Source organism: Parabacteroides sp. AM08-6, from assembly GCF_003473295.1.
Lineage (GTDB): Bacteria > Bacteroidota > Bacteroidia > Bacteroidales > Tannerellaceae > Parabacteroides.
Genome location: NZ_QRMP01000006.1, coordinates 2,441 through 22,129 on the forward strand (window position 1 = coordinate 2,441; position 19,689 = coordinate 22,129).

The window sequence follows — 19,689 nt, forward strand, 5'->3', positions numbered from 1 at the left end:
TTTGAAATCGCCCGTGGAAGTTTCCAAGCCGGATACCAAGCGGAAGTTCATATAACGTATAATCGGGTCCATAGAGTTCAGATTACTGCGGGTAATAGGTTTCCCTTCTTCATCGAAAGCGAGAACAAGCAGAGACAAACCTTCTCTCCAAATGCTAACACAACGGAATGTCGTATCTTCCGGAACTTCAAAAGATGCCGTCGCGTCCATCGTCTGTAGTTCCGGGGGCACCCAGTCCGGCATGGGAGGCACAGGAGGTTCCGGCGATATATCATCCTTCGAACACCCCGTTATAGTCAACAACAAGATAAATGCCCAGGCAGGCAACTGCAATAATACGTTTTTCTTTGTTTCCATAATCATTAAACTTTTATCTATATAAATGCACCGGGATTACGAACATTGCATCCGGAGGCAAAATATTTTCATTAGCTTTGTAACCCGATAAACAATTCAGCTGATAATATGAAGCAACACCTTAAACCCATTATGTTTGTAGGGACCTGCTCGGATGCAGGAAAAAGTGTGATAAATGCGGCTTTTTGCCGTATTTTTAAACAAGATGGATACCATCCGGCTCCTTTCAAAGCACAAAATATGTCCCTCAACTCCTATTCTACACCCGAAGGCGGCGAAATGGGACGGGCCCAGGTCGTACAGGCGGAAGCTTGCGGCATAGTCCCGCATACGGACATGAATCCGGTGTTGCTGAAACCAACGAATGATAAAAATTCCCAGGTTGTGCTCAACGGACATCCGATAGGTAATATGTCTGCCAAAGATTATTTCGGCATTCAAAACAATAAAGAATCATTGTTCAAAGAAGCGCTCTTGGCATTCAAACGGTTGGAAGCTCGTTATAACCCGATTGTTCTGGAAGGAGCCGGAAGTATTTCGGAATTAAATCTCCGGGACCGGGACATCACGAATATGCGGATGGCCATACAAGTCGGAGCTGCGACTTATTTGATTGCGGATATTGACCGGGGAGGTGTCTTCGGTTCGGTTTACGGGACAATCGCGTTATTACGGCCGGAGGAGAAAGCTGTAATGAAAGGTATCCTTATCAATAAATTCCGTGGTGATGTCTCGCTCTTTGAAGAAGGGAAACTGATGCTGGAAGAACTGACCGGCATACCGGTAGTAGGCGTCATTCCTTGGTTTCGAGACATTAAGATTGAAGAAGAGGACTCTGTTGCGCTCGATATGAAACACAACACGTACCGGGACGGAAAAATCAATGTTGCCATCATCTTGCTAAAAAGGATGTCTAACTTTACAGACTTCGACGTACTGGATATGGACCCGCGTTTCAATGCCTATTATACCAATAATATTGAAGAAGTGGAAAAAGCCGATATCATCCTGCTTCCCGGTTCGAAAAATACGCTATCCGATTTACAAAGCCTACGTGCCAACGGCATTGCAGATGCGATTATACGTTCACACAAAGCAGGGAAAAAGATTATAGGTATCTGCGGAGGTTATCAAATGATGGGAATGCGACTGGAAGACCCGGACGGTCTGGAAGGGAATATACCCGCTGTCCCCGGACTGGGTCTACTTCCTCAATGTACGGTAATCGAGCAAGAGAAAATCACCAAGCAAAGTTGTTTTGTCTTTCTTCCTGCAAAATCCGTCCATACGGAAACAAAACCGATTTGCCGGGGATATGAAATTCACATGGGACGCACGACGCTTGTAGGAAAAGCCCCCGAAAGTCCGGTTGCCCGGCTCGAGGACGGACGAATGGATGGCTATTATCTAAACAATTATTGCTGGGGAAGCTATATGCATGGCATTCTGGATAATCCGGTTGTACTGGACAGCTTGGCTGAAGGATTCGGCCAACAAACCTCAGCCGTTCCTTTCGATTACGAGGCATTTAAAGAAAAACAATACAACAAACTGGCCGACTTAGTCAGGGCTAACGTCGATATGGAAAACATCTATAAAGAGTTGACAACTATTTAAGTCTGTTTACCCGCGCCACATCATCCAGCTTGACGCAAACAGTCGCCCCCAATTGTTCCAGATAAAGAACCAGATGGTTTTTCTTTATTTTTCTGATTTTACCGGAGACATGCTTCATCGCGCCGCAAAGAATTTCGACTTCTTCACCCGGACAAAGCGGATGCTCGGAGGCTTGTGCAAGAAAATCCTTGATGGCATCAATTTCCTTTTGCCGGACAATGGCAGGCTTGCCATTATAATAAACGATACGAACTACCCCATATACTAATATCAACTCCCTCAGTTTCGGGTCGGTACAACGTACAAACAGATAAGAATTAAACAAAGGAATATCTACCATCTTAACCCGATCCGACCATACCCGGGGAGTATGATGAAGAGGTAGCCAGCATTCGACTCCTAAAGCATCAAGCCTGGTTTTCACCTGTTTTTCCGCGCGTGGAGCCGTATATAATACATACCAGTTGACATTATCGGTTTGCACCATCTGTTCTAATTATTTTTATTGCTTATACAAAGATACGATTATTTTCATAAGCATCGAACAGTGGCCTCCCGCTTCCCTTTTTTGTTCTTCCTACTTTCTACCCAAAATCATCCTTTTTTATTTTCTTAAATAACATACGTACCACAAAACAATACGCATATCATCAATTATCTGTATATTTGTCTCGCTTTATTCAAGGACAAGCTATGTATGAAAATTATTCGAAAGAAGAACTTCTAAATGAAATTAAGCAATTAAAAGAAAAGAAGACTTCTGAATACCAGGACAATATCTACAAAAATCGAATGCTGGCAAATATGATGGCATTACGAGAAACTTTATCGAACGTACTCTCCTTATTACTCAACAAAGGAGAGAATATCGACCAAGCATTGTTATTAATCTTAAAATTCTTCGATGTAAATCGTGCATATATAGGTATCTTCGATAAAGATTTCAAATATGTCGATTTCACCCATGAAGTAACCAGTGAAGGTATTATTTCCATGCGGGAGGATTTGTTAAGACAATTGCCCGAAAAAGATGTTCCCTGGTGGTTCAAGAAAATTAAAGCATGTGAAGATATTTGCATTTATGATGTTTCCCAAATGCCTGAAGAAGCATCTAATGAACAACATTTGTTGCAATTGCAAGAAGTTGCTTCCCTGCTTGTTCTTCCAGTCTTGAGAGAAGGAGAAGTATGTGGCTTTTTAGGATTGGACTCCGTACATCAAAAAAGGCAATGGAATGCTTTGGACGTCGAAAATTTACGCATGCTTGCCGATGTTGTGTCCATTGCGATTGAGCGGGAACGGGCCCAAACATTAATGGAACATTCCGCCAAATTAAGACTAAAAAGCGAAGCGAAATTCCGTATTATATTTGAGAAGTTACCTTGGGGAGTGGAACTCTATGATGCCGACGGCAACATGCTTGATTTAAATGATGCTGATTTGGAGATATTCGGTACTACGCGCGAGCAAATCATTGGTATCAATGCTTTTAAAAGTCCTAATATTCCAAAATGGGCACTCCAAAAACTCAAAAAAGGAGAAGATGTTACCTTTAGAATCAATTATGATTTTCAAACGATAAGAAATGCCGAATATTATAAAACTCATATACAAAACGAAGTCAAGCATCTTCAGGTGACGGCCGTGACATTGAAGGATAACAAAAACGAAATATTTGGATATCTGTATATCATCTTTGATGACACAGAAAATTATCGCAAAAATGAACAAACTCAATATAATTTAGCTAAACTAAAAGCTGCGGTCAACACAGGAAATTCCTTTATCTGGGAATATGATGCAAATACAAAAAATTTAACTGTCGATTTCAGTCTGAACGACAATGTTGAAAATAATGAAGACTTAGCTTTCATCCAGCAACATCCAGTCATCAACCTACAAGAATTCTTCCAAACATTGGACCCTGAAGATGCTGATAAAGTCTTCAGTCGGCAATTCAAACGTTTGCTTAACGGTGAAATAGATAATTTTGAGGCTACTTACAGACGCATGGTAGACGGCAAGCTGTTCTGGTTCAGTTCCAATATCCGTACCTATAAATTTAATGAAGACGGCACACCCAGCAAAATAATCAGTTACACCTCTAACATTACTCACCAACGAGAAAAAGAGAACGAATTGATTCGGATAAAAGAAGCTGATAAGTTAAAATCCGCATTTTTAGCAAACATGAGTCATGAAATACGAACTCCGCTAAATGCTATCGTAGGGTTTTCAGATATCATAGCTGAGAGTGAAAGTATGGAAGAGCGACAGGAGTTTTTGGATATTATTCATAAAAACAATGATTTGTTACTCCATCTGATTGACGATATTCTGGATTTCTCAAAAATAGAAGCCGATACGCTCGAGTATCATTTCGATATCGCAAATATCAAGGATATATGCGGAGAAGTATTTCTGGCAAGTTCCCTAAAAATGAAACCGGAAGTGAAATTAATATTCAATAAAGAGCTACCTTCCATTTGGCTAAAAACAGATGCTCAACGCGTCATGCAAGTAATATCCAATTTTATCAATAACGCAATTAAATTTACAAACGAAGGGAGTATTACCCTTCGCTATCAACAAGAAGGGGACTATTTGCGAGTCAGCGTACAAGATACAGGTATTGGTATCAAAGAAGAGGATTGTGCACGTATTTTCGACCGTTTCATCAAAATAAACGAATTTAAACAAGGTACAGGACTGGGATTAAGCATCAGTAAAACAATCATTGAAAATCTGGGAGGAACAATCGGAGTTGATTCGGTAAAAGGTTCCGGCTCTACATTTTGGTTCACTCTCCCGCTTCTCCCCGGTAATGAATAAATAAGAAAGGCAGCTACAAAAGTTTTTATTCCGACTTTTATAGCTGCCTTTGCATTTACCTTTTTTATTATTTCGGCATTGGCGCCGCAGAAGGCGGAGGAGCGGAAACACCCCACTCTTTATTTGCCTTCGGCCCCATTTCCAGTTCAAGGATACCACCGGATGCTATCTGACTATGTTCGAACCAAGGTTGGTTCAAAACTTCACCATTCAATTTAGCCGACTGAACATATTTATTTTCCGCCGAAGCATGATTTGCTTTAATTTCGAAAACATTACCATTGCCCAAGTCAACCTTTACATCCGTAAATACCGGACTACCGATATTATAAGTAGGAGAACCCGGAGTAACAGGATAAAATCCCATTTCGCTAAACACAACAAAAGCAGACATACCACCTCCGTCTTCGTCGCCCGGAACTCCCATCAAATCATTACGGAACCATTGGTTCAACAGTGTACGGATGCGTTTCTGTGTTTTCCAAGGTTGTCCGGCATAATTATAAAGATACGGAATATGCAGGCTCGGCTCGTTAGCCATAGAGAATTGTCCGACATTACCAGTATGATCCGGCAAATTAGAGTAGAACTGCCATTTGGACATTCCCAGCGGCGTATCGAACATTTCATCCAAACCGGTAGTAAAAGCCTCATTTCCACCAATCAACGAAATCAAGTCGCCTACATTATGCTGTACATCCCAACGATAAATATAGCCATTGTTTTCATCATAATAATCCCGTGCTCCCAAGCCTCCGGAATAACGATAATCCACTCCTTCGATAAACTTTCCATCTTTATCCTTCGGATGGAAAAAGCGAGTTTCCGGATTAAACAGATTGCGATAATTATAAGACTGACGCAGATAATAGTCTGCATCGTCCTGCTTGCCTAATTCCTGAGCAATCTGGGATAAGCACCATTGGTCGTAAGCCGTACCCAGTGTAACAGCAACAGGTTGACGTTTTTCCCACGGAGAAACATTCGGAACCGTTTCTTCCTCACCGGGTTTCAAAGCCGGAATATACCCGTGTTCCCGGTAAAATTCATCCAACCATCCAGCCGGAGCTGCCGACCAAGGTATCAATGTTTTTTCTTCTATACCGGCTTTGGCAGCCTGATACGCTTTTTCCAAATCAAAACCACGTACGCCTTTCCTCCAAGCATCGATTACGGTAGCTACCGCATGGTTAGAGTTCATACGACGAGAGTCTCCGGTCACTTCGGGGAAAGTAGGCATCCAGTTGTTGCCCATCTGCTCGGCCATCAACAGATACGAGTTGACAATATCACTTTCCCGCTCGTTATCAATCAGGATACGAAGCGGATGAGTGGCACGGTAAGTATCCCAAATCCAATCGTCCGTATAGAAAGAACGACCGTCATCTTCATGAATTTTACCGTCAAAAGCACTATAATAATGCCCATCCTCACTTAAATTTACCGGACGTTCGTAGCAACGATACAAAGAAGTATAGAAAACTGTTTTATCATTATCACTTCCTCCGGAAACCTGAATTTTGCCCAAAGCATCATTCCAGTCGTTTTTGCCGATTTTAGCCACCACATTCACATCGTAGGCTGCAATCTCACGCTCCAGATTCTTTTTGGCCTGTTCGGTACTGATAAACGAAATACCATATCGAACGCCCAGGTTTTTCACATTATCTCCGAACGATAATGCAATAGCAGCATCACGGCCCTCGACAGTCGTTTCGCCATATTTTACCGTGCCGTCAGACAAAACTCCACATTTTGCTGGTTTCTTGTCTGTTTCGGCGTATAGATATACTTTTGTTTTTCTGTTCACGAACTGATAACCACTCACAGCATTTCCATCACATCGCAACTGTCCGTTACGGCTATTAAATATCAAATAAGCCGGACCGTCCTTTTCAAAAGTGATGCTATAAACGGCACTCTGGTGAGAAGGTGCAAAATCCACATCGATATGCTCATTATCCAGATATACCTGATACCGGTAAGGCTTTATCTTTTCTTGGTCGTAGCTGTAGTTGATGACCGGTTTCATCCCGGCTTCATCTCCCTGGTACGGGCTTAGGTTAAAAGCCGAGCTACCCCGGTGGCTGGTTACGATAATCGGTAACCCTCCCAGTAAATCGCCGGTAAAATCACCACGTTCGGGATAAACCCTCAACATACTGTTCGGCAAATGCACTGTCGGATAAGTAGGCACCAACAAATGGCTGATATTCCCCATATAAGGATTCACATACTCCACCGGATCTTTTTCGAGTGTTCCTGCTGTGAAGTTTTTATTGTTGACACAATACTTGTCTATTAACATCATGATTATGAAGCCTACGGCAATACATAATACATATTTCCCTACTGCAAACAACTTATCCATATTTATTTCTTTTTCTTTTCATTAACAGAGAATGAATAAGGGAAATCTTCCGGATTCACACCCCGGTTCATATTCGGTTTATCCCCCATTTTAATATCCAGCACACCGCCTTTCAGCAATTCATAGTGTTCCAGATAGTTTTTAGTATATTCTTTACCATTGAACGACATCGATTCGATATATATATTTTTATCGCTATTGTCCGGTGCATTAATCACTAAATTTTTCCCGTTTTCAAAATGCAGAGTCGCCTTCTTAAATAAGGGAGCACCCAACACATATTGCGTCGTTCCGGGAGCCACCGGATAAAAACCGAGAGCAGAGAAAACATACCAAGCAGAGGTCTGTCCGTTATCCTCGTCACCGCAATAGCCATCCGGAGTAGGCTGGTACATCCGGTTCATTACCTGACGCAACCAGTACTGTGCTTTCCAGGGCTGGCCAGCATAGTTGTAAAGATAAATCATATGCTGGATTGGTTGGTTGCCATGTGCATAATTACCCATATTCATAATCTGCATTTCACGAATTTCGTGGATAACCTGTCCATAATAACTATCATCGAACAAAGGCGGGACAGCAAATACGGAATCAAGCATCATTACAAAAGTATCCTTACCGCCCATCAGGTCAATCAATCCTTGCGGATCATGGAATACGGACCAGGTATAATGCCAACTGTTTCCTTCCGTAAAAGCGTCTCCCCATTTCAGCGGAGAGAAAGGTGCCATAAACTTACCATCTTTATTTTTACCACGCATCAGTTTGGTTTCCTTGTCGAACAGGTTCTTATAATTCATGGCACGTTTTGCATACAGGTCGAGTTCCTTTTTCGGACGTCCCAACTCTTTTGCAATCTGGTAAATACACCAGTCATTGTAAGCATATTCCAGTGTACGTGCCGCATTTTCATTGATATTCACATCGTAAGGGACATATCCGAGTTTATTGTAATATTCGTGTCCGAGACGGCCTGTCGAAGAGACAGAAGGATGCACGTTTTCCGTTCCATGTATCAATCCCTTATACAGTGTTTCCAAATCGTCCACTTTCACACCTTTCATATAGGCATCCACCAAAATCGAAGCGGAATTATTACCCACCATGCAGCCACGGTGACCGGGACTTGCCCATTCCGGGAAAAAGCCGCTTTCCTTGTATGTATTAATCAATCCTTCCTGCATTTCTTTATTCATAGTCGGATACATCAGGTTCAGGAAAGGGAACAAACAGCGGAACGTATCCCAGAAACCGGTATCGGTAAACATATAGCCGGGTAATACTTCTCCGTTATATGGACTGTAATGTACCACTTTCCCGGCTGCATCAATTTCGTAAAACTTACGAGGGAAGAGCAACGAACGATACATACAAGAATAGAACGTACGGAACTGGTCGGTCGTTCCACCCTCCACTTCTATTTTACCTAATTCTTTATTCCAGACCTCTTTTCCTTTCTGTACCAGCGTATCAAACCCATCATTGCCCAGTTCCTTCATATTTACGGCAGCTTGCTCGAAACTGATAAATGAAGAGGCTACGCGTACATGTACAACTTCCCCTTTAGTCGTTTTAAAACCGATAACGGCTCCTACATGATTGGACTTTTGTTCGCGGGTTCCCTCTTTCAGAGCGGAGTCGGCAAAAGTTGCATCATAGGTGAACGGTTTATCAAATTCGACAATAAAATAGTTTTTGAAATTGTCGGGGACTCCTCCACTATTTTTTGTCGTATAACCGATAATCTTATTTTCTTCCGGGATTACTTTAATATATGAGCCATTATCGAGTGCATCTACCACGATATACGAATGGTCATTTTCCGGGAATGTAAAGCGAAACATGGCAGCCCGGTCGGTTGGCGTCAACTCTGTTTTCACATCATGTTCCGCCAAGTAAACTTCATAATAATAAGGTTTGGCAATCTCACTTTTGTGCGAGAACCAGCTGGCCCGCTCGTCTTGGTCGAAAGCCGGTTTGCCGACTACCGGCATAATGGCAAACTGACCGTAATCATTAATCCACGGACTGGGTTGATGGGTCTGTTTGAATCCGCGAATTTTATTGGCGGTGTACACATAAGCCCAACCGTCTCCCATCTTTCCTGTCTGTGGCGTCCAAAAATTCATTCCCCACGGACGGGCGATTGCTGGATAAGTATTTCCGGTCGATAATTCAAAGGAAGACTGCGTCCCCATCAAAGGATTCACATATTCCACCGGATCAAAGGCTCCGTTTCCGGCAGCCCTCACAGACTCAGTTTCCCAAGCCAGTAAAGCAGCCAAAGCAAAAGCCCATACACTTCTTTTCTTCATAATTATTCCTATTTTGTATTTTTACTTACAAAGATAAAACAAACTAACCCTTACTCGAAAGTAATAGTACATAATAATCTCTAATGGCATTTGCTTTTCTGCACAAGAAAAATTTTCTTTTTTTTTACTTTTTGACTCCACATAAATAGTTGCCAACCCATATTTTTTTTGCTCGGCAGCAGATAAGGGGGGGGTACAAGGGAGCACGTACCCCCGCAAAACTCAAATAGGTGCAACAACGATTAATTAGCTTTGACACTTTCTATCGGATTGGCATTTGCTGCTCGCCAGCTCTGGAAAAAAACAGCCAAAAATGAAACTAACAGGCAGAAAAGACCTGCAGCAATGAAAATAAGAGGATGCAGCTCTATCCGATAAGAATAGTCTACCAGCCATTGCTTCATAAAATGCCAACTTAACGGGACAGCTATGACAAAAGCAATTCCAACATACATCAAGAAGGTGGACACCAAACGTATCAGTATAGCCTGGTTGTCGGAACCAAACACTTTACGAATAGCGACTTCCTGCGCACGCTGCTGGATAAAATAAGTGGACATGGCCAACAGTCCCAACAATGAAATAAGGATAGCAACAACAGCAAAAACTGTAATAATCTTAACCATTCGGATTTGTGCATCGAAAGTTTCCTGTACTTGCTGGTCGAGATAACTTGCCTCAAAATCCACGCCTGTCACCTTTTCAAATACCTGACGCACCTTATCATACGTTGCGTACGGCTCCCCTTCTACCCTAACCAAAAAACACCAAGGATAATCTTCCTTAAAATCGGTAAAACGCAACATCAACGGAGAACTTTCCTGTGCAATGCTGCGCAAATGAAAATCTTTGATTACGCCTAGGATTGGAGCCGGATCATTACCTTTAAGATGGAAAACTTCCGCTGTTTCGGGAAGTCCCATGTCTTTGAAAGCTCTTTCCGTCAAAAACCAACTCCATTGTCCCGACGAAGCGACCTTATTATCTTGCTTAATCTGAAGCCCTAAAATATGGAACGAAGCACTGTCCAATACCAATTGCTGGCAACTGAGTGATCGCCCTTCATAAATACCGGACAGGTTGTTACCCCCATCAAAAGGAGTCCCACAGGAAAGACCGACCTCTTTAATTTCCGGAATACTTCTCAACTGCTCCATCGCTGCGGTAATTTCATTACGTGACCGGCAAGTATTATCAACAACCAGCAAATTTTCTTTATCATATCCCAACGGAGCGACTATCATGTGATAAATTTGTAATCCCATCACCAGGGCAGCTACAATCGTTGCTATCGTAATAATATTCTGGAAAGTAATAAAACATTTGCTGAACACCATTTTCGTTTGACGCCGGAACGTACCACGTACTACATCTATCGGTTTTGCCGACGAAATCAACACAGCCGGAAGTAAGCCGGACAAGAATCCGATAAGTAATAATATACAAATAGTTAGCACAATCCAAACCGGATTACATGCATCCTGTAAATATATTTTTGTAGCCAACAGCTTTTCTGCAAAAGGTACAGCAGCATAAGCCAATAATACTCCAATAAAAAAAGAGATAAAAGTCATCAATGTCGACTCCATTATCAATCGTGAAAACAATTCCCTGCGCGACGAACCCAATAAACGACGCGTAGCCATCTCTTTCGCCCGTTGACCGGCCTGGGCAACAGTCAAATTGATATAATTAAATACGGCAAATATCAGGATAAGCAAACCTACCGACAACAAAACCAACACAAAATTACGGTCCCCATGTTCCAATGGTGTATATTCATTATGATAAAAATAAAGCTCACGTAAAGGTATCAATTTTACTTCCTTATAAAAATCCATTTTATACAACCAGAATGTTTCCTTAAAATAAGAAAGAATATCCGGTAACTTACTATTCAAATCCATCCCTCTATTCATCATCAAGAATGCTACCGCACAACCGGCATTTCCCTCGTTTGTCATGCCAATACTGCTATTAAACTCGGCAGCACGCTCCACACGGACCAAAATGTCTTTATAAGGCATTACCGATTTACGAATATCTTCCATAATACCCGAAACGATTACACTCGTAGAGTCGCTGATACGGATGCTTTTCCCCATCGGATCTTCCTGACCGAAAAGCTTTCGAGCAAAAGTTTCCGATATGACAGCACTATATTTATCACGCAAAGCATTAACCGGGTCTCCTTCCCGCAAATGAAAAGAAAAGAAATTAAAGAATGTTGAATCAACACAGGCACTCTTGGCAGTCAACTTTTTATCGCCATAGCGCACTTGAAAATCGGGTACGTTATTCAGTATAACAGGACAAACCTTTTCAATCTCCGGATAGCGGTTCTGTAAACGATATGCAATGGGGAGAGCTGTTGTCGGTCCCCCCTCATGGGCAAGAGCATAAATACGGTCACTTTCCGTTTGAAACTTATCCGTCGAAAGTTCCTGAGTCGTATATACGGCAATCAATAGCACAAACATCAACGACACAGACAATCCGAATACATCGATTGCCGTATAAGCTTTATTCCGGCTCAAAAACTTAAAAAAAGATTTCAAATTAAGTAAGTTATTCATTGGATTTCAAATAAAAAACACTCTAAATATTCTAACAGACCTATTCTGCACAGAGACCTACCCACTAAATGAATTCATTCACGGAAGAGACAATACTACCATCGAACAAATTAATAATACGATGAGCAAAGCTGGCATCATGTTTAGAGTGGGTTACCATTACAATAGTAGTGCCTTCTTTATTCAGTTCGGTCAGAAGTTGCATCACTTCAGCTCCGTTTTTAGAGTCCAAGTTACCGGTCGGCTCATCGGCAAGGATTATTTTAGGATTCGACACCACTGCGCGGGCTATAGCCACACGTTGTTGCTGACCACCGGAGAGTTGCTGCGGAAAATGGTTGGCACGATGACTGATATTCATTCTTTTCAAAATATCATTTACCATCTGTTTCCGTTCTGCAGATTTTACTTTTAAGTAGGTTAAGGGAAGCTCCACATTCTCAAATACATTCAATTCGTCAATCAAGTTAAAGCTTTGGAATACGAAACCGATATTTCCTTTTCTCACTTGAGTACGTTCTTTTTCTTTTAAATGCCCGACTTCCTTATCTGCCAAATAATAATCACCGGAAGTCGGATTATCCAACAATCCTAAAATATTCAACAAAGTAGATTTACCACAACCGGATGGTCCCATTACAGCCACAAATTCCCCATCTTTCACTTCCAAAGAAACATTATTCAATGCGATTGTTTCTACTTCTTCCGTACGGAAAAACTTACTTAAACCTTCAATTTTAATCATGATTGTATATTTTAAATTATTCAGACTTTATATTATTAACAGGATTCTCATTTGCCACATGCCAATTCTGGAAAGTCACCGTAATGAGAGTAATCACACTTACAATCAAAAAGGCAAACGGCAATACCCACCAGTACATGGGCGTACGATAAGCAAAATTCTCCAGCCACCTATAAACAGCATACCATGCAACAGGAGCCCCCAGAATAAAGCACACCAACAAAATCAAACAATAACTCTTGTTAAACATCAACAATATTTCCCCTGTAGTCGAGCCTAAAACTTTACGAAGGGCTATTTCTTTTCTTTTATATTCGCTTTCAAAAACAACAAGACCGAATACTCCCACTATTGAAATAAAAATAGCAATTATACTGAACAAGGTTATCAAATAACTGATTTTTAATTCTTTTTCGTATGTACTCTGCAATACCTCATCATAAAAACGAACCGTAAACGGATATTCCGGATCAAATTTGGATAACGAAGTTCTTACATGTCTCATCGCTGCCCGCAAATCGCTGCCGGCTTTTACTTTTACGTATGCCACATTATAAAACTTACTTTCTTGTCCCCATTGATATTTTCCCCATACATAGAAAGCCATCGGAGATACTTCCTGACGGAAAGAGGCAAACTTTATATCGGGAATAAAACCGATTATTTCGTTTCCATCAATTTTCTCATTCAATTTCATATCATATAGCGTACGCGCCTTTTCATTAAAGATATAAGCTCCGGCTTCGCTTAAATCATCCTCCTGACGGAAGTCACGTCCGTCAATCACTTTTATCCCCATAACCTTCAGGAAAGTGACCGATACCGGAAGGCATTGAAAATTAATTTCTTCGCCATTATATTGGCGTCCCCACCCCATATACTGGTCACTACTGGATAAAAGGAATTGTGAGAAAGTAACATCTTCCACACCTGAGAAACTCTTTAATTGATTGGTAAAAGCGGCAAGGTTCTGATTAATTTTACCATTCAAATTAATCGTAATCAATTCTTCCTTATCATATCCGAGCGGTGTATTCTGCATATAATGATTTTGCAGATACATGAACAACGAACCGATAATCAAGGCAAATGAAGCGACAAACTGGATACCGACCAGTACACTTCTCATTTGCCGTCCTTTCGGAGACAAACCGAAACTACCTTTCAACACCAATGCCGGCGGAAAAGATGTTATATAAGCCGCCGGATAAAAACCAGCAAGCAAACCTACAATTACAGCAAGTATAGCCGTTCCTCCAATAATAATAGGTTGTGCGGCAAACGAAATATCGGCATCGACAAATGAAACCAGCTGAGTTTTACCGATAAGATATAATAAACCAAGTGATACAAAATAAGCAAATAAACTGATGCAAACAGCCTCCACCAATAATCCCCCACGTAAAATAGCATCGGTACTTCCCAACACTTTTTGGGTATTAATGCTCTTAATACGAAGTGGAGTCAAAGCCGTACTGAAATTGGTAAAATTAATTCCGGCAATAATCAGGATAATGAATGCAATGGAAAAAAGCACAGTCAATGTCTGATGGCTTGCCTTGGGTAAGGGGTCGAAATCCACATTTCTCAAAAAGTGTAAGTCGGGCAAAGAAGTCAAACGAATACCGACACTATCCCTTTCCCAGTCAAAATTTTTTCCGAATGCCTCCTGCGCGTTAAAGTTCTTCTTAAAATTCTCCAGCACACTCTCTTTGTTTTCCGGATTATCCAGACGAACAAAGAACAAATAATTCCAGTTTCCCCAATTATTATAATTTTCTTTGGAGTACATGGGCGTATAGATAATGTTTCTCAGGGAAGAGTTAACCGGAAAATCCTTATAAACACCCCCCACCTGTATTGATTTGATTTGCGAAGTTTCAAAAGTCAGTAACTGTCCCAATGCCTGTTCATTGCCAAACAACTTCCGAGCCATACTTTCCGGTATCAAAACGCTATTAGGTTCATCCAATGCCTTTTCCGTGCCTTCTATCAAATCAAAATGAAAAACATTCATTATTTCCGGAGAAATATCCTGCACATCTTCTTTATAGTTTATCTTTTGTCCGTTCTTCTCTACATAGAAAAAAAGGCTACTTGACCAAGCAGACATAATTCCTCCTCCTTTGATATGGGGAGAAGATTCTGTAAAGGCACGTGTAAAAGGACGGCAAATAACAGCTTGGGAGCTTTTAGCCTGTACTAAATCCAACCTGAAAATGGCAGGTGCATCTTGCTGATTCGAATCAAACTTATAATCATAATCTACCTGCATCATTATCAGCATAAAAGCGACAAAAGCGACACTCAGCCCCAACACATTCAGAAATGTAGCTGTTTTAAACCGACTTACAACATTTAGAAAGTTTCGCAGAATTGTTTTCATAACTTCTTTATTCCAATTATTCTTGCTTACAAAATGACAAAAAACATGCCACAAACGATAAACAGCTAATAATCAGAACAATCAAACAAAACCACCCAAATGAAATTGTCAAGAAATTAGACACTGATGTCCAATTTCTTGACAATGAAAAGAAGGACTAATAAAACCAAAGTTCCATTTATCTATACCAGACCGGTCCAGGTTTGTTTCCCATCTCGAATTCTAACGTATCGCCATTCATGATTTGTTCATGGGTTATATAGCTTTTACCGTATGGTTTCCCATTCAGTTTCACTGATTGTATAAAAATATTTTCACGACTTACCGCAGGTGCCAGAACCGTAAAAGTTTTTCCGTTTATCAGGTTCATTCTCACTTCAGGAAAAAGCGGAGTCCCGATTTCATATTTCCCGCTTACCGGATCGACCGGATAAAAGCCCATAGCACTAAACACATACCAAGCCGACATCTGCCCACAATCCTCATTACCACAAAGACCTGCCGGGTTATTCTGATATAACTCATGAAGTACCTGAGCAACATATTGTTGTGTTTTCCAAGGTTGATGCACCTTATTATACAAATAAATTACATGATGACTCGGTTCATTTCCATGCGCGTATTGCCCAATCATACCGGTACTGAAAATCGGTAATTCCTCTTCCGAATGGGGTGTATAAGTAAACATGCTGTCCAACTTCTGAGTAAACCGATCTTTACCTCCGGTCAATTCAATCAAACCATCCAAGTCTTGTGGAACAGACCAGAAATACTGCCATCCATTGCTTTCACAAATATCTTCAGTATAATCATCCGGACTGAAATCGGCAATAAAATCACCTTTAGATGTACGAGGTTGCATAAATGATGTAACCGGATTATACATATTACGGTAATTTTGTGCCCGCTTATAAAATACTTCCGCCAATTCTTTGTGTCCCATTTTTTCTGCCATACGGGCTATGCAGTAATCGTCATAAGCATATTCAAGAGTTTTCGAGAGAGACCAGTTTCCACTATCCGAAGGAACATATCCCAATTTCTTATAAAGACCAATTCCCCGATAATCATCAATATTTGCAGTAGCGACACAAGCAGCCAACGCGTGTTCCGGATCAAAATTTCCAATACCTTTCAGATAGGCATCTACGATAACCGGAATAGAATGGTATCCAATCATCATATCCGTTTCCACACCGTAAAAATTCCATACCGGCAAACGACCGTTTTGCTCATAAAAAGCCAGGAATGATTTAATCATATCATTCACACGTTGCGGTTCTGTATAAGTAAACAATGGATGAGCAGCACGATAAGTATCCCAAAGAGAAAAAGTAGAATAATTCACCCAACCGTCTGTTTTATGTATTTTCCCGTCAGGTCCATAATAAGAACCATCCACATCACTGAATATAGTCGGGGCCAACATCGTATGATACAAAGCAGTATAAAAATTCACCATATCATCTGTACTCGGGCTTTTCACTTCTATTCTAGACAAATGGCGGTTCCAATTGTCCACCGCTTGTTGGTGATAGCGTTTAAAATCATCGGTTGGAACTTCCTCCTGAAGATTTTTAGCAGCCCCTTCCATACTGACTCCGGATATACCGGTATTCACCAAAATTTCTTCGCCTTTCATTGTATTAAAATCAAAACGGGCGATATAAGCTGTTCCGATGCGTCCCTTATCTTTCGTTTCTATAGCAGTTGTATCCAAATGATAAGCAATAAATGGTTTTGAGAAACGCGTCTGAAAATAAACATGCTGATTTTTAGCCCATCCGTCGGAAAAACGGTAACCACGAATAGTAACCGAATCAAGTACTTCGATATAAGAATCGGTCGTAAAATCCCAGTTCATCGCCTTTTTCAGATTTAGAAATACCGAAGCTTCCGCTTTTGGAAAGATATACCGCTGAATACCGCAACGTTCAGTCGCCGTCAGCTCGACATTAATATTATAATCTTTCAACAAAACACGATAATAACCGGCAGAAGCTGTTTCTTCATTATGAGAAAAAGAAGAATAAATACCCAAAGGAGCAGGTGCTTCTTTGTACGGACGTGTCACCGGCATAAAAGATATATCATACAAATCGCCGGCTCCGGTACCGGAAAGGTGAGTATGGCTAAACCCTGCGATAGTACTATCCGGATAAAAATAACCAGAAATACGGTCCCAGCCTGGCAATCCGTTGTCCGGACTCAATTGAACCATCCCATATGGAACCTGAGCTCCCGGATAAGTATTGCCGGTAAAATCAGTTCCAATAAAAGGATTTACATATTGTGTATAATCCGCCTCCTGTTGTTTTTCCGGCGTGCAGGCTGCCAGAGCCAGCAAAGAGGCCGCCAATAAAGACTTGTGTCTCATGTTTAAATAGCTTTAGTTTTGAACAAAAATACAGCAAAGAGATACAATAAACAAGTGTATAACATCTATTAAAAATATTTGTTTTAATGCGACTGTACCCTAATTCATACAACAAGAGCAAAAAAATAAAATTGCCCGAAAAAAAGAGAAATATAAATTCTCCCTTTCCGGGCAATCAATAAAAGACTAATATCTACCTGTTAATCCCAACCCGGATTTTGCTCCAGAGAAGGACTACGTTTCAATTCATCATCCATAATAGGGAACAAATAATGTCTCGGAGTCTGGAATACCCGGAAGTCCAAGTCACCCACTTTTACTCTGAAGCGTTCCATACGGTAATGTTTGCCATTTACAACAATCTTACCATTCGGATCTTCTACAGGTCTCATACCATGCGAAGTTCTCTGAGTTTTAGGATATGGGTAATAGTCAGCCGGAGAGCCCAAAGCTTTCCATGCAGCTTCTGCCTGAGCTTCTGCATCCGGTTCCAAATACAAACGACAATGCCAGATACGATCATTTTCATAGAATAATTCTACCCGACGTTCACGTTGGATATATTCGTTCATCAGAGCCTTGTTCGTTTTCACTTCAGGAGGCATTGGAGCCATAAATGAACGAGCACGAATCTCATTAACCATATTGTAGATTTCTTCAGACGGACCTGTTGTATTATTTACAGCTTCACAGTAAATATACATAATGGTCGGTAATCTGAAAATAGCAGGCCCATGCATCATATAATCCTGATCTCTCGTCCAACTTTCTTTGATAAATTTACGCAGATAATAACCTGTATGAGAACGGTCACTCTGATAACTTTCACCAATTCTGTCGGAACCTTCCGCTGTATTAATCTGTCCCTTGTTAAAAGTAGCTCCATGATAAATAATATCTCTATAGAAACGAGGGTCACGATTCACATAAGGATTCGCATCATCATATACCCCTTTGGCTTTATCACTATAAATAGGATATCCGTATCCATCAATTACTATTTCATATTCATCAACTTGTTCCTGCAAAGGTCTCTGACGCGCATGACCATTCATAGAAGGAGGACATACGTCACCACACCATCCACCTGCATTCTTATCTCTCGTACCGAACCAAACCCATTCATTACGGATTGCTTCTGGATCAAAATTCATATTCCACAAACGATAAGGTACCATTTTGTTATTTGCAGTCGTACCATCTCCTCCATTCCAATCCTTATAATCATTTGCAGTAGATGCTGTATATAAACTATAACGTTTTTTTCCGCCAACCTGAAAATCGATAACAGCTTTTGCCGCCTCTTTCGCTTTCACCCAACGTTGTTCATCATAGGTATATTCGTCCTTAAACACACGTGTATCATTCGGCATAGTACCACCATTCCACATAGGAGTTGCAGCCATCCAGCGAACCATAGCCTTCAATCCCAGACAAGCCCCTTTATCTACACGACCAAATTCATTATCCGGACAAATATCATACACGCGGTTATAAGCAGAATCCGCATCCATACAAATCTTTTCAACTAGTTCATGATAAGATGATTTAGGAATATTCATGTTATCACCAGGATACAGAGCCTTATCAACATAAGGAACTTCACCATACATTCTAATCAAAAGATAGTACAAATATCCTCTCAAAAAGAAAGTTTCACCAATACGACGGGAAAGGTCTCCGGTACGACCGTCACGCGGGTTATCTGGTGTATTATATTTAGCAATCCCTTCCAAGATAATATTCGCTTTACGTACTCTAGCATATAAATCCCACCAATACTGTCCTGTACTTGCTGGTAACCCCTGTACTGGTCCCCAGTTTCCGATATTAAACTGATGAGGAGTTGCTCCTTCATGTTGACTTGCCGCACATTCGTCTGTTACCGGAGCTGTACTAAAGTCTCTAAAGAAAATAAGAGGCTTATTGGAATTTCTAGAATCTTCATACAAGTTTGTCACCAAACCATCTACATAATCATAATGCGTAAAAATATCCTGCTCCGTTTTTTGATCATCTGGCATTTTATCCAAATAATCGTTACATGAGGCAAAGGCTGTACATGCCGTAATCCCCACAATGTATTTCAATATATTTTTTGTTTTCATCATAT

At 40.9% G+C, this 19,689-nt stretch carries 11 protein-coding genes; 2 read left to right on the top strand and 9 right to left on the bottom strand.

Annotation, left to right across the window (positions count from 1 at the left end; all coding sequences use genetic code 11):
• A partial coding sequence (locus DW103_RS06290; protein WP_199652980.1) for a hypothetical protein occupies positions 1 to 357 on the bottom strand: 357 nt, incomplete at its 3' end.
• Between the two features lie 108 nt (positions 358 to 465).
• On the opposite strand from DW103_RS06290, the gene DW103_RS06295 reads away from it, so the two are divergent.
• The gene (locus tag DW103_RS06295; RefSeq protein WP_122274816.1) at positions 466 to 1,974 is read left to right on the top strand and encodes a cobyric acid synthase; all 1,509 of its coding nucleotides are present in this window, start codon (positions 466 to 468) and stop codon (positions 1,972 to 1,974) included.
• Here DW103_RS06295 and DW103_RS06300 read toward each other — a convergent pair.
• Positions 1,967 to 2,461 (bottom strand): UpxY family transcription antiterminator, encoded by a 495-nt coding sequence (locus tag DW103_RS06300; protein ID WP_122274817.1) that lies wholly within the window; start codon positions 2,459 to 2,461, stop codon positions 1,967 to 1,969. The genes DW103_RS06295 and DW103_RS06300 overlap by 8 nt on opposite strands.
• A gap of 206 nt (positions 2,462 to 2,667) precedes the next feature.
• On the opposite strand from DW103_RS06300, the gene DW103_RS06305 reads away from it, so the two are divergent.
• On the top strand, positions 2,668 to 4,806 hold the full coding sequence (locus DW103_RS06305) for an ATP-binding protein (protein WP_122274818.1): 2,139 nt from the start codon (positions 2,668 to 2,670) through the stop codon (positions 4,804 to 4,806).
• Positions 4,807 to 4,873: 67 nt separating this feature from the next.
• On the opposite strand, the gene DW103_RS06310 is transcribed toward DW103_RS06305, so the two are convergent.
• From DW103_RS06310 to DW103_RS06340, 7 genes are all read right to left on the bottom strand, one after another.
• Positions 4,874 to 7,177: a GH92 family glycosyl hydrolase gene (locus DW103_RS06310; protein ID WP_122274819.1), complete on the bottom strand. Its 2,304-nt coding sequence runs from the start codon at positions 7,175 to 7,177 to the stop codon at positions 4,874 to 4,876.
• Between the two features lie 2 nt (positions 7,178 to 7,179).
• Entirely contained in the window at positions 7,180 to 9,492 is a 2,313-nt protein-coding gene (locus DW103_RS06315; RefSeq protein ID WP_122274820.1) for a GH92 family glycosyl hydrolase, read from the bottom strand.
• A 242-nt stretch (positions 9,493 to 9,734) separates the two neighbouring features.
• On the bottom strand, positions 9,735 to 12,068 hold the full coding sequence (locus DW103_RS06320; RefSeq protein ID WP_122274821.1) for an ABC transporter permease: 2,334 nt from the start codon (positions 12,066 to 12,068) through the stop codon (positions 9,735 to 9,737).
• 64 nt (positions 12,069 to 12,132) lie between these two features.
• Entirely contained in the window at positions 12,133 to 12,813 is a 681-nt protein-coding gene (locus DW103_RS06325; RefSeq protein ID WP_122274822.1) for an ABC transporter ATP-binding protein, read from the bottom strand.
• 16 nt (positions 12,814 to 12,829) lie between these two features.
• Positions 12,830 to 15,199, bottom strand: coding sequence for an ABC transporter permease (locus DW103_RS06330; RefSeq protein WP_122274823.1), 2,370 nt, complete (start codon positions 15,197 to 15,199; stop codon positions 12,830 to 12,832).
• Between the two features lie 178 nt (positions 15,200 to 15,377).
• Positions 15,378 to 17,576, bottom strand: a complete 2,199-nt coding sequence (locus tag DW103_RS06335; protein ID WP_122274824.1) for a GH92 family glycosyl hydrolase — start codon at positions 17,574 to 17,576, stop codon at positions 15,378 to 15,380.
• Between the two features lie 200 nt (positions 17,577 to 17,776).
• On the bottom strand, positions 17,777 to 19,687 hold the full coding sequence (locus DW103_RS06340) for a RagB/SusD family nutrient uptake outer membrane protein (RefSeq protein WP_122274825.1): 1,911 nt from the start codon (positions 19,685 to 19,687) through the stop codon (positions 17,777 to 17,779).
• Positions 19,688 to 19,689: the final 2 nt, after the last annotated feature.